The organism is Streptomyces sp. NPDC059355 (assembly GCF_042752335.1).
In the GTDB taxonomy this organism is placed as follows: domain Bacteria; phylum Actinomycetota; class Actinomycetes; order Streptomycetales; family Streptomycetaceae; genus Streptomyces.
In genome coordinates, this window is record NZ_JBHYXN010000020.1 from 86,098 (window position 1) to 98,770 (window position 12,673).

General features: G+C 74.5%; 8 protein-coding genes. 3 read left to right on the forward strand and 5 right to left on the reverse strand.

Annotation, left to right across the window (positions count from 1 at the left end):
• Positions 1-215 precede the first annotated feature (215 nt).
• Complete coding sequence (locus tag ACFXGI_RS20450; RefSeq protein WP_384708335.1) at positions 216-740, forward strand: RICIN domain-containing protein; 525 nt, start codon at positions 216-218, stop codon at positions 738-740.
• 60 nt (positions 741-800) lie between these two features.
• On the opposite strand, the gene ACFXGI_RS20455 is transcribed toward ACFXGI_RS20450, so the two are convergent.
• The 4 genes from ACFXGI_RS20455 to serC all read right to left on the reverse strand — a co-directional run bounded on the left by ACFXGI_RS20455 (position 801) and on the right by serC (position 6,952).
• Positions 801-3,953, reverse strand: a complete 3,153-nt coding sequence (locus tag ACFXGI_RS20455; protein WP_384708481.1) for a sacsin N-terminal ATP-binding-like domain-containing protein — start codon at positions 3,951-3,953, stop codon at positions 801-803.
• Positions 3,954-4,066: 113 nt separating this feature from the next.
• Positions 4,067-4,690, reverse strand: a complete 624-nt coding sequence (locus tag ACFXGI_RS20460; RefSeq protein WP_384708338.1) for a class F sortase — start codon at positions 4,688-4,690, stop codon at positions 4,067-4,069.
• Positions 4,683-5,510: a hypothetical protein gene (locus tag ACFXGI_RS20465; protein ID WP_384708341.1), complete on the reverse strand. Its 828-nt coding sequence runs from the start codon at positions 5,508-5,510 to the stop codon at positions 4,683-4,685. The genes ACFXGI_RS20460 and ACFXGI_RS20465 overlap by 8 nt, the downstream gene beginning before the upstream one ends.
• A gap of 320 nt (positions 5,511-5,830) precedes the next feature.
• Positions 5,831-6,952, reverse strand: a complete 1,122-nt coding sequence (serC, locus tag ACFXGI_RS20470; RefSeq protein ID WP_384708344.1) for a phosphoserine transaminase — start codon at positions 6,950-6,952, stop codon at positions 5,831-5,833.
• Between the two features lie 85 nt (positions 6,953-7,037).
• On the opposite strand from serC, the gene ACFXGI_RS20475 reads away from it, so the two are divergent.
• Both ACFXGI_RS20475 and ACFXGI_RS20480 read left to right on the forward strand, forming a co-directional pair.
• Complete coding sequence (locus tag ACFXGI_RS20475) at positions 7,038-9,842, forward strand: FAD-binding and (Fe-S)-binding domain-containing protein (RefSeq protein ID WP_384708347.1); 2,805 nt, start codon at positions 7,038-7,040, stop codon at positions 9,840-9,842.
• 47 nt (positions 9,843-9,889) lie between these two features.
• Positions 9,890-10,843, forward strand: coding sequence for a DMT family transporter (locus ACFXGI_RS20480; RefSeq protein WP_384708350.1), 954 nt, complete (start codon positions 9,890-9,892; stop codon positions 10,841-10,843).
• Between the two features lie 57 nt (positions 10,844-10,900).
• On the opposite strand, the gene ACFXGI_RS20485 is transcribed toward ACFXGI_RS20480, so the two are convergent.
• Positions 10,901-12,514, reverse strand: coding sequence for an alpha/beta fold hydrolase (locus ACFXGI_RS20485; protein WP_384708353.1), 1,614 nt, complete (start codon positions 12,512-12,514; stop codon positions 10,901-10,903).
• Positions 12,515-12,673: the final 159 nt, after the last annotated feature.

Sequence of the window (12,673 nt, forward strand, 5' to 3'; positions counted from 1 at the left end):
TCTGCCTCGCGGGGCGGGTCCCGCGTCCCGGGACGTCCCGACCAGGCCGTGGGACGGCGGGAAGGCGCATGAGGACGGCTAGGTTCTTCCGTAGACGCCGTCGGGCCGGCCGGGATCGCGAGCCGGGCCCCACGACGGTGCGTCATGTTTCGCACATCACCGGCGGGGCGGGTCCGACGAGGAGCCCCGGCCGACGACACACCACGGGAACCCTCATGCGCATACGCACCGCCGCGGCAGCCGCGCTCGCCGCAGCCGCATTCGGCACCGTCCTGTCCGCCGTTCCGGCCCAGGCCGTGGACCACAAGGACGTCACGATCAACATCGCGGACGGCTACTGCCTGGACATCCCGAACAGCAACGCGTTCAACGGACAGGTCGTCCAGCAGTGGCAGTGCAACGGCACCAACGCCCAGCGGTGGAACATCCTGGACGCCGGCGCCACCCACTTCAAGATCCAGAGCGTCGCGTGGCCGCAGTTCTGCCTGAACAACTGGAGCGGCGGCAACACCCAGGGCGACTACATCAAGCTCTACAACAACTGTGACAGCCCCGACGCCGCCTTCAACATCGTCGGCACCGACTTCGGCAACTACATCCGGTTCCAGCCGATGAAGGCGACGAGCAACTGCGTCAACATGTGGGGCGGCCAGGTCCAGGGGGCCGTCGCGCGCCTCTACTCCTGCTCCGACGACGGCCCCAACGCGCGCTTCCGCCTGTGGAAGACCGGCGGCATCTAAAGCGCCCTTGCGGATCGGTGCGGGCCCTCGCCCTCGCCCGCACCTGCACCCGCACCCGCCTCAGTCGAACCAGCGGTCGCGGGCCAGTTCCGCCGTGCGGGAGGGGTCTTCCAGCAGGGCGGCCACCTCGAACCGGCGGGGCCACTGGTCCGCGGCCCAGGCGAGGCCGGCCGCCACGCCCTCCAGGGTGGCGGCGTGGAGCGTGCCGTCCGGGGTGCGGCGCCAGTCGAGTTCCACGCCGCCCGCGATCAGCTCCTCGTGCTCCAGGTAGGTCGCCGGGGTCGAGGGGCCCAGGAGGATCCGGACCGGCTCCGGGACCTCGTGCTCCTCGCCCGGCGTCGTGACCTCCGCCGGGACCGTCTCCGACAGGCGGCGGACCTGGAGCAGCTCCGCCAGGTCGGCCGCTCGGGCCGGGGCCACCGGCAGGAGCGGGAGCCCCGCCGTCAGGGGCAGCAGGTCCGGGGCGTCCGCGATCAGCGCGTCCGCCGCGTCGACCACCACGATCTCCCCGTCCACCACCGTGCGCAGCTCGTCCGGGAGCGTGACCTGCTCGGGGTCCAGATCCGCCAGGGCCCCGTACAGGGCGTGCAGCTGGCGGTCCGAGACCTCCCGGTCCGGGTCGGCGAGCCGGCCCAGGAGCTCGGCGGCGCCGCCGGGTTCGTCCAGCAGGGCCGGCACCGTCGTGCGTACGCCGAGCGCGCGCAGGACCTGCTCGTCCTCGAAGCCCGTCGCGTCCGCCGGGGTGTAGAGCCCCGCCAGCAGCGGGTCGCCGCCCGCCGCGCGCAGCCCCGCCGGGCGGCGGCCGTCGAGCACCGGGTGGTCGCGCAGCCACCAGGCGGTGTACGAGCGCACCGACTGCGTGGTGCCGTCCGGCAGCAGCACCCGTACGGGCTGGGTCAGCGCATCGCGCAGCGGGGGCTGCGCGAGCATCGCCAGGGCCTGGGGCCAGCAGTCGTCGTCGACCAGGTCGAGGTCGCGCACCGCGACGAGTTCCGTGGCCACGGGCGGCAGCGGGGTGTCGGGGAGCTGGTCCAGCACGTCCTCGCACCACACGTCCACCGCGTCCAGCAGCCCCGCGTCGTCCGGCTCGGCGAAGTCCCCGTCGCGCGGCTCCAGTTCGTCCGGGTCGAGGACCACGTCGGTGGCGCGGACCAGCTGGAAGGTGGCCAGCACGCCACACGCGGTCAGCGGCTGCGCGCCCCACCTCTCGGCCAGTTCGCCGTCCACGTAAGGGACTTCGTCCTCTCGGATCACCGAGGCCAGCGGCGAGCCCGGCAGCAGCAGCTCGCCCGCGGGCGTGAGCTCCCCCTCCTCGTCCGGCAGGGCCAGCGCGCCCAGCCACGGCTCGTCGCCCGGCGCCAGGTCGGCCTCCCGGACCAGGCCCAGGACCACCTCCGCCAGCTCGTCGGCGTCGAGGGCGTCCTCGTCCCAGATCTCCCCGGCGTCCAGCGAGGCGGCCACCGCCGCCCGCACCTGCGGGGTCGTCAGGACCGCGCGCGGCGTGGCCGGGAGCGCGCCCAGCCGCTCCAGCAGCGGGTGGGCGGCGTCCGGGTGGGCCACCTTCAGCCCCATCCGGGCCAGGTCCTTCGGGGTGTCCGCGTAGGGCAGCAGTACGTGCCGGGGGCCGATCGTGGTCCGCCCGTCGGCCAGCGGCACCGGCAGGCCCGAGAGCCGGTCCGGGTCCACCCCCGCCAGGGTGTCGTACAGCCGGTGCCACCACTCCGGGGTGCGCTCGATGCCCGCGATGCGCTCGATGGCGTCGCCCAGCGGCAGCCGGCCCACGCCCAGCGTGCGCAGCTCGGGCCGGCGCTCCAGCCCGGCGGGCAGCAGGGTGGGCAGTACCTCGGCGAGGACCCGTACGGTGTCGGCGCCCGCGCCCTCCACCACCTCGGCCTCGAAGGGCCGCAGGGCGGAGCGCTCCTCCGCGTGCTCGGCGGGGGCCGCCGGGGCGAGGAACGCCGTACGCGGCAGCCGCTGCAGCACTGCCGCGCGCAGCGCCCCGTCCAGCGGGCCCTGGCCGAGCGGCCCGGGTACGAGGTCGACCAGCGCGGTGCCCACCGGGTCCCAGGCGCCCAGCAGTTCGGCGTACGCGTCGGCCGCGCGCTCCACCAGGAAGTCGGTCAGCGGGCCCGGTGCGGGGTGCCGGCGGGCGGTGTCGAGCGGCAGCGTCGCGATGAGCAGGGCGGGGATGCCCAGCGGCTCGTCGGTCGGGGTCGGCGCGTGCACCACGCTCGCGGTGGACGGGCGTACGGGAGCGCCTTCGGTGTCCACGGGCACGGCCCAGGACACCGTCCAGACCGGCCGCAGCCGCTCCTCGACCGGCCGGTCGGCGAGCAGGGCCGGCTCGATGGGGCCGCTGTGGCGGACGGTGCGCCAGCGGCGGGTCTCGGCGGCGCCGCCCGCCGCGTCCTCGACGACGGTGTACGGGCCCTCGTCGCGTCGGCGGAGCGTACGGGTCCCCTCCTGCGGGGTCTCCACGACGATCTCGGCCAGCCCGGGCAGGGTCAGCAGCAGCGCGTCGTCGATGCCGGACAGCAGCCGCTGCACCAGGCCCCCGGCGGCGGCGTCGCGCAGCGGGAGGACGACCACGGTGTCGTAGCCCTCGGGGGCGGTGCCCTCGGCGGGCAGCGGCAGCCGCAGCAGCGGGACGTGCCCGTCGCGGCGGCGCAGTTCGTCACCGAGGCCGGGGCTGCCGTTGGCGGCGTCGCGGGCCAGCTCGCGGGCCTCGGCCAGGGACCAGCGGACACCGCCGTGGCGGCCCAGTACGGCGGGCTCGTCGGACACCGCGAGGACGGCCGCGAAGCCGACGCCGAACCGGCCGACGGTGTCGGCGGAGCCGGTCGTGCCGGCCGCTCCTGCCGCCCCGGCGGGCTCCCGCTTCGCGGAGGCCCGCAGGGTGCTCAGCGACTCCACGCCCGTCGCGTCCAGCGGGGCACCGGTGTTGGCGACGGCCAGCACCCCGTGCCCGCCCTCGCCGGAGTGCAGGGTGAGCCGCAGCCGGCCGGGCACCTTGGCCCGGGCCGCGGCGTCGGCGGCGTTCTGCGCCAGCTCGACGACGAGCCGGTCGCGGTAGCCGCCGAGGGCCAGGTCCTCCTCGGCGTTGGCGTCCTCGCGGAAGCGGGCCGGGCCCGCGCCCCAGGCGTCGAGGACCCCGCGCCGCAGCCGGGCCGTGCCGAAGGGGTCCACGCCGCTCTGGGCCGCCGTCACTCGCACGCTCACGCCGCTGCCTCCATGCTGTCCTGCACTGCGCTGCACCGCATTCACCGGAATGCCGAATGCCGAGGCCCTGAAGGTATCGCGTGCGGGCGGTGGGGTCCGGACGCGGCCTACGCCCGTCCGGTGAGGTGCGCGAAGACGACGACGTTGGAATCCCAGTGGCGGTCGGCGGTGAGGTCGCCGCCGCAGGTGATCAGGCGCAGCCCGGCCGCGCCGTGGGTGTCCCCGTAGACCTTGTCGGTGGGGAAGTGGTCCTTCTTGTACGTGCCGACTTCGTCGACCGCGAAGACGGCGGTGGTGCCGTCGGCCCGGTGGACCTGGATCTTCTCGCCCTTCTTCAGGGTCTTGAGGTTGAAGAAGACGGCCTTCGGGGCCCGCGGGGTGTCCATGTGGCCGACGATGGCCGCCGCGCCCGCCTCACCCGGGGTCGGGCCGTCCTTGTACCAGGCGGCGTCGTCCGGCTTGGCGAAGTCCGGCTCCTGCATCTCGCCTTGGGGGTCGAGGCCGACCGTGTCGAGCGGCGCGTCGACCTTGATGTCCGGGATCTCGATGCGGTCCGGGACGGAAGCGGGGAGCGTGGAGGCCGCCTTCGCCGTCGCGGCCCCGGCGGGGTCGGCGTTCGCCGACGCCGAGCAGCCGGAGGTGAGGACGGCGGCGAGGGCCGCGGCGCCCGCCAGAGCGGCAGCGCGGCGTGCGCGGCCGCCCCGGCGGGGAGGAGTGGGCTGCTCAGGCATGGGTCGTGGCTTCTGCCGCGTCGGCCGGGGCGGCCGTGTCCGCCGGCGCCTGGCCGGTGTTGACGGAGCCCTTGGGCGTCTTGTGCTCGCTCGGCTTGAGCGGGGTCACCGGCTTGACGTCGGGCTTGCCGCCGCCACCGCCGCCCGCCTCGGTGGAGAACTTCACGGTGTCGAACTCCTTGCCGCCCGCGAAGGCGTGCACCCCGTAGTACCCGGTCTTGACCCCCTTGGCGACGACGGCGGTACCGGTCCAGGTGCCGTGCCCGTCGCTCTTCAGGTCCACCCGGCCGCCGAACGCGTCGGAGGCGACGTACGCGTTCTTCACGTCGGCCGCCGTCTTGACCGTGGCCACGACCTTGTCTCCGGGACGGCCGGAGTCCGCGGACAGCTTCAGGGAGGACGTCGGTGCGGGCGGCGGGGTCTCGGCCTTGACGGTCAGCTGCGCGGTGGCCTGGAGCTTGCCGCCGTCGGGGGCGGTGCCCGTGAGGCTCACGCCGTAGTTGCCGTCCGCGACCTTGGCGATCTTCGCGGTGCCGGTCCAGGCGTCGTCGCCCGCCGGGCTCAGCCTGACGTCCTCCAGGGCCTTCGAGGAGACCGACAGGGCGGTGGAGCCCTTGGGGGCCTTCACGGTGACCTTGACCTCGGCGCCCGGCTTGCCGGAGGCGACGGACAGCTGCAGGGACGCGGAGCTGTCGCTGCTGCTCGCGCCGTGGCTGCCCGAAGGGGACGGGCTCGCGTCGGTGGCGAACGCGGGAGCGGCGGCGCCGAGGGCCAGCGTCGAGGTCAGGGCTATGGCTGCGAGGGTGACTGCCTTGCGCATGGAATTCCTCCTGAACGGGAGACCGGGGTTCGTTCCCGGCACACCTGACATGAGGGACATAAAGGGGTGTTTGGTTGCGGGCCCGCGCAGGCCCTCGCGGGGCACCTGCCGAAGGTCCTTCGGCATAAAGCCGCAGGCCGCGCACCCGCCAAGGGGGTGTCGTTTACAGGCTCTTTGCCCCGATTTTTGGGACCAAGGTCCCGGGGTTCGGGCCTTTCCGGGGCAACGACGGAGCCCCTGGCGACACGGAGTCGCCAGGGGCTCGTACGGTGCGGTTCGGACCGTGGTCAGACCACGGTCAGACGATGGTCAGGCGGTGGTCAGAGCTGCTCGATCACGTAGTCGATGCACGCGGTCAGCGCCTGCACGTCCGCCGGGTCGATCGCCGGGAACATCGCGATGCGGAGCTGGTTGCGGCCGAGCTTGCGGTACGGCTCGGTGTCCACGATGCCGTTGGCGCGCAGCACCTTGGCGACGGCGGCCGCGTCGATGTCGTCCGAGAAGTCGATCGTGCCGATGACGGCGGATCGCTTGTCGGCGTCCACGACGAACGGGTTCGCGTACTTCGAGGCCTCCGCCCATCCGTACAGGTGGCCCGCGCTGGCCGCCGTACGGCCGGTCGTGAACTCCAGGCCGCCCTGGCTGTTCATCCACTTCAGCTGCTGGTCCAGCAGGAAGAGGGTGGACAGGGCCGGGGTGTTGTAGGTCTGGTTCTTCAGCGAGTTGTCGATCGCCGTCGGCAGCGAGAAGAACTCCGGGATGTGCCGGCTGCCGGAGGCGTGCACGCGCGCCGCCCGCTCCAGGGCCGCCGGGGAGAACGCCGCCAGCCACAGGCCGCCTTCGGAGGCGAAGGACTTCTGCGGGGCGAAGTAGTAGACGTCGCTCTCGGTGATGTCCACCGGCAGACCGCCGGCACCCGAGGTGGCATCCACCAGGACGAGTGAACCGGCGTCGGCGCCCGCGACGCGCTTGACCGGCGCCGCCACGCCCGTGGAGGTCTCGTTGTGCGTGTACGCGTACACGTCGACGCCCGCCTCGGCCACCGGCTCGGGGTGCGTGCCCGGCTCGGAGGAGATCACGGTCGGCTCGTCCAGCCACGGCGCGAGCTTCGCGGCCTTGGCGAACTTGGAGGAGAACTCGCCGAAGGTGAGGTGCTGGGACTTGCGCTCGATGAGCCCGGCGGTCGCGATGTCCCAGAAGGCGGTGGAGCCGCCGTTGCCCAGGATCACCTCGTAGCCCTCGGGGAGGGAGAACAGGTCCCGGATGCCGTCCCGCACCGAGCCGACCAGGTTCTTGACCGGGGCCTGGCGGTGGGAGGTTCCGAGCAGGGAGGTACCGGTGGCGGCCAGGGCGTCCAGCGCCTCGGTCCGCACCTTGGAGGGGCCCGCGCCGAAGCGTCCGTCGGCGGGCTTGATGTCAGCGGGAATCTGGATCTCGGCCACGAGCGGAGCGTATCGGGTCCCGGTCCACCCCTCGGAGGCGCGTCCACCCGGTGAGACGGGTCCGGCCGGTGGCAGGGTGGGCGCCGTGACGTCACCCGGGGAACTCGAACGGACATTGCGGGAGAACCTGCGCGGGGAGGTGGACTTCGGGGCCGCGGCCCGAGCCCTGGCGACGATGGACGCCTCGAACTACCGCCGGGTGCCGGTGGGGGTGGCCCGGCCGCGCGACGCCGACGACGTGGCGGCCGCGCTGCGGATCTGCGCGGAGGCGGGCGTACCGGTCGTCCCGCGCGGCGGCGGGACCTCGATCGCCGGGCAGGCCACGGGCGTCGGCGTGGTGCTGGACCTGACCCGGCACATGAACGCCCTGGTGTCGCTGGACCCGGCCGCCCGCACCGCCGTGGTCGAGCCGGGTCTGGTGCTCGACCGGCTGCGCGAGGCGGCCCGCCCCCACGGGCTGACCTTCGGCCCGGACCCCTCCACGCATTCCCGCTGCACGCTGGGCGGGATGATCGGCAACAACGCCTGCGGGGCCCACTCGGTGGCCTGGGGGACCACCGCGGACAACGTGGCGGAGCTGGCGGTCACGGCGTACGGGGGCGCGTCGTACCGGCTGGGGGCGGGCTGGGCGGGAGCCCCGGCGGGCCTGCGGGAGCTGGTCGCGCAGAACCTGGCGGTGCTGCGTACGGGCATGGCGGGAGGTTTCTCGCGGCGGATCTCCGGATACGGCGGGCTGGATGCGCTGCTGCCCGAGCGGGGCGTGGAGGTGGCCCGGGCGTTCTGCGGGAGCGAGGGCACGCTCGGGGTGGTGACCGAGGCGGTCGTACGCCTGGTGGAGGCGCCGCGCGCGCCGGCCCTCGCGGTCCTCGGATACGCGGACGAGAGCGCGGCGGCGGATGCGGCGGCCGGGCTGCTGGGATTCGGGCCGCTGACGGTGGAGGGGATGGCGGCCGACCTCGTGGGCCCGGCTGCCGGGCTCCCCCGGGGCGGGGGGTGGCTGTTCGCCGAGATGCGGGACGAGGGGGCGGCGCGGTCCCTCGTACGGGCCGCGGACGCGGTGGACTCGGTGGTGGTCACGGACCCGGCGGGGCAGCGGGCGCTGTGGCGGATCCGCGAGGACGCGGCGGGGACGGCGACGCGGATGCCGGGAGGGGGCATGGCCTGGCCGGGGTGGGAGGACTGCGCCGTCCCGCCGGCCCGGCTGGGCGCGTACCTGCGGGAGTTCCGGGCGCTGCTGGCGCAGCACGGGCTGCGGGGGACCCCGTACGGGCACTTCGGCGAGGGCTGCGTCCACGTACGGATCGACTTCGATCTGGTGTCGGCGGCGGGGATCACCCGCTTCCGCGCCTTCTCCGCCGACCTGGCGGACCTGGTGGTCTCCCACGGGGGCTCCCTCTCCGGGGAGCACGGGGACGGGCAGGCGCGGGCGGAGCTTCTGCCGAGGATGTACGGGGCGGAGGTCATCCGGCTCTTCGGCGCGTACAAGGACGTGTGGGACCCGGCGGGCGGGATGAACCCCGGCATGCTGGTCCGCCCGGCCCGCCTGGACGAGAACCTCCGCTTCGAGGTGCTGCCGCCGACGCCGTTCGCGGGGGAGGTGGCCCGCTGCGTGGGCGTGGCGAAGTGCCGGTCCACCGACGCGGCCGGTCCGCAGGTCATGTGCCCGTCGTACCGGGTCACGGGGGAGGAGCGGCACTCCACGCGCGGCCGGGCGAGGCTGCTGCACGAGATGCTGGCCGGGGAGATCGTGACGGACGGCTGGCGCTCGCCGGAGGTGGCGGAGGCGCTGGACCTGTGCCTGGCCTGCAAGGGCTGCCTCGGCGACTGCCCGGTGGGGGTGGACATGGCTTCGTACAAGGCGGAGTTCCTGCACCGCCACTGGGCGGGCCGCATCCGCCCCTTGTCCCACTACACCCTGGGCGGCCTGCCCGCGTGGCTCCGCCTGATCGCCGCGCTGCGGCTGGCGCGCGTGGCGAACGCGGCCGGCCGCCGCCTCCCGGTCCCGGGCCTGACGAGGGAACGCCCCCTCCCGCCGCTGGCCGGCGAGCCCTTCACCCGTTGGTGGCGGCGCACGTTCGGAGCGGCCGCGGCACCGTCGGGGCCTGTGCACCCCGGCCCGCCCCCGGGCCCGCACCCCGGCCCGCACGCCGGCTCGCCCCCGGGCCCGCACCTGGCCGCGGCCTCACCCGGCGTCACGCTCTGGCCGGACACGTTCACCGAGTACCTGTCCCCGCAGACCGGGCAGGCAGCCGTCAAGGTCCTGCGCGCCGCAGGACTCGCCGTCTCCCTCCCCCCGAAGGGGGCCTGCTGCGGGCTGACCTACCTCTCCACCGGCCGCCTCGACCGCGCCCGCACCGTCCTGCGCCGCACCCTCGACGCCGTGGAGGACGTACGAGGACCCGTGACGGTCCTCGAACCCAGCTGCGCCGCCGCCCTGCGCACCGATCTCCCCGCCCTCCTGCCCGACGACCCGCGCGCGCAGCGCCTCGCGGCAGCCGTCCGGACCTTCGCCGAGACCCTGGAGGAGTACGCCCCGCACTGGCGGCCGCCCCGCCTGGACCGCCCCGCCGTCGGCCAGACGCACTGCCACCAGCACGCCGTCCTCGGCGACGCCGCCGACCGCAGGCTCCGCGAGCGCGCAGGCCTCGGCGGCGAGCTCAGCGGCGGCTGCTGCGGCCTCGCCGGGAACTTCGGCTTCGAGCCGGGCCACCACGAGGTGTCCGTGGCCTGCGCCGAGGAACAGCTGCTCCCCGCCCTGCGCGCGGCCCCGCCCGGGGCCGCGGTCCTGGCGGACGGATTCTCCTGCCGCACCCAGATCACCCAGCTCGCCGGCCTCCCCGACGGGAGCCGGGCCCGCCACCTCGCCGAGCTCCTGGCGGAGGTCCTGTAAGCCGACGCACGCCCCCGCGGCCCTTACGCACCCCTTAGTCTGGATTAATGCCCGCAACTTCGCCCAAGTCCGACCGCGCCGCCCCGGCGCCCGCCGAGCTCACGACGACCCCGGCACTCCCGACGGCCGCCGGCGTCGGCCCCTCCCGCTTCGGCCCCGTCGCACTGGTCATCGCCGCGGGCATCTCGGTGCAGTTCGGCGCCGCCCTCGCGGTCAAGATCATGCCGGGGGCCGGCGCCGCCGGCGTGGTCACGCTGCGGCTCGCGGCCGCCGCGCTGGTGCTGCTGGTCCTGTGCCGCCCGAAGGTCCGCGGGTACTCGCGCGCCGACTGGGGCACGGTCGTTGCCTTCGGCGTCGCCATGGCCGGCATGAACGGGCTCTTCTACCAGTCCATCGACCGCATCCCGCTCGGCCCGGCCGTCACCCTCGAAGTCCTCGGCCCCCTCGTCCTCTCGGTCGTCGTCTCGCGCCGCCTGGTCAGCCTGCTCTGGGCCGGCCTGGCCCTCGGCGGTGTCGTCCTGCTCGCCGGCCACGGCGGCGGCAACGGCTTCGGCGGCCTCGACCCCCTCGGCGCCGCCTTCGCGCTCGGAGCGGGCGTGATGTGGGCGGCGTACATCGTGTTCAGCGCGCGTACGGGCCGCCGCTTCCCGCAGGCGGACGGGCTGGCCCTGGCCATGGCGGTGGCGGCGGTGCTCTCGCTCCCGCTGGGCGTGGTCGAGGCCGGCTCGGCGCTCCTGGTGCCGAGCACGCTGGCCCTGGGCGTCGGGGTCGCCGTCCTGTCCTCCGTGCTGCCGTACACCCTGGAGCTGCTGGCGCTGCGCCGCGTCCCCGCCCCGACGTTCGCGATCCTGATGAGCCTGGAGCCGGCCATCGCGGCCACGGCCGGGTTCCTGCTCCTGAACCAGGCGATGTCGGCGATCGACGCACTGGCGATCGCACTGGTCATCGCGGCGAGCATGGGCGCGGTCCGCTCCCAGACCCGCAAGACGGCCGCCGCCTGAGCCCGTGCGCCCGCCCCGCCGGGCGCGGGGGTGCTCGGCGGGGCGGGGGCTCGGTGCTCAGCCCAGCGGCAGGTCCAGGTAGGACGGCGTGGCCTCCGGGGAGGTGAAGGCCAGCGTCGCGCGCGGCAGGTTGGCGTCCCCGTAGAACGGGTCGCGGGCGTCGATCACCAGCATCAGCCGGTGCCCGCGCGGGACGTCGTACGCCGTCGCCTGGAGTTCGAGGTCGGCGCTGACCAGGCTGTCGGGCGGCGAGTCGAGGTCCGTGTACGGGGCGTGCGTGACGATGTGCCCCGTCCCGTCGGGCGCCACCGCGAGCAGGTACGCGACGAACGACGAGTCCGGGTTCGCGGCCCGGTACGTGACGCGCAGCCTCGGCGTGCCGCGCAGCCGGGTGGTCTCCGCCTCCGGGTCCGCCGTCCAGACGGCGGCGACGGTGCGGTCGATGTCGCCGGTCCGGTACGCCTTGGGGCGGCCCGCGATCTCGTCGTACCCGGAGCGGACGATCCCGTCGGCGACGGTCGCCGGGGTGTCCACCCCGCACAGCACGCCCGCGCTCCAGCCGGCCTCGGGCCGCTCGGTGAGCTCCCCGCCGCTCGCCAGGTGCAGCCGGCGTACCTGTTCGGTGACGGATTCCCAGGTGGGGCGGGGTTCCAGGGTCTGGCCCCACATGACCTCGCTGAGGATCCGGCCCTCGTCGGCGATGCCGTTGTCGATGTCCCTGAGGTGGTGGTCGAACCAGCGGTGGGCGTTCGTCCAGATCCGGTTGGGCAGGCCGATCATGCCCGTCATCTCGGGGCCGGAGTGGTCGCCGATGGAGAGGTCGAGGCGTTTGGGGCCGGTGAGCTCGTTGAAGAGCTTCAGCGTCTGGTTGCAGGGGAAGAGGGTCTCGTGCCAGGCGTGCGAGAAGTAGACGGGAACCTGGCGCCGGTTGAGCTCCTTGATGTGGGTGAACGGCGAGCGCTGCTCCGCCCAGCGCAGGGTGCCCTGGATGTCGCGGCCCGCGAGGACGTTCTCGAACACGCTCTGCGTCTGCGGGCTCAGCCGCGCCTTCGAGGCGGCGCTGAGCAGCGCCTGGACGGCTGCCACGTGCCGGGTCCGGTTCTCGTAGAAGGCCTCGCCGAGGTCGCCCCAGGTGCTGAGCGCGACCACCGCGTCGACGCGCGTGTCGTGCGCGGCGACGAGCTGGCCGATGCCGGAACCGTACGAGTCGCCCAGGAAGCCGATCTTCGTGACCGGGCCGGCGGTGCGCTCGATGAGGTGGTCCAGGGCGCGGCTGCCGTCGGCGACGTCGAGCGGGCCGGCCACGTCGACCTGGCCCTCGGAGCCGGCGAAACCGCGGGTGCTGTAGGCGAGCACGTTGTAGCCGCGCGCGGCGAACACGCTGGCCTGGACGGCGTACGGGAGCCAGCCGTGGTTCGTCCACGGCGAGGGCATCACGATCACCGGCCGCGGCCGGCCCCCGTTGTGCCGCCACAGCGCGGCGTCGAGCAGGTCCCCGTCGGAGCCCGCGACCTTGACCCGGCTGAAGACGGCGACGGACCGGGCGTCGGCCACCTCCGCGGCGCGGGCGGGGGCGAGGCCGGTGACGTCGCCGGTCTCGAGGGCGGCGACGAACGCGGTGAGGGTGGTCGCGTCGAGTTCGGGATAGAGCGAGAAAGCGGCTGAGATCACGTCGGTTCATCCTCTTCGTCGAGTGACGTTCTTCGTCGGGTGACGTTCGGCGAGTGACTTCTTCGAGTGGCTTCTTCGCGAGTGCCTTCGGCGCGGGGGGACTTCGCGGGGGACGAAGCGTTCAGTATCGAGGCGACATCGGCGGGCTTCCGCCGCTTT

Coding starts and splice junctions, on each gene's coding strand:
- ACFXGI_RS20450 (WP_384708335.1), top strand. CDS start 216: ATGCGCATACGCACCGCCGCGGCAGCCGCGCTCGCCGCAGCCGCATTC.
- ACFXGI_RS20460 (WP_384708338.1), bottom strand. CDS start 4,690: ATGCCTGAGCAGCCCACTCCTCCCCGCCGGGGCGGCCGCGCACGCCGC.
- ACFXGI_RS20465 (WP_384708341.1), bottom strand. CDS start 5,510: ATGCGCAAGGCAGTCACCCTCGCAGCCATAGCCCTGACCTCGACGCTG.
- ACFXGI_RS20480 (WP_384708350.1), top strand. CDS start 9,890: ATGCCCGCAACTTCGCCCAAGTCCGACCGCGCCGCCCCGGCGCCCGCC.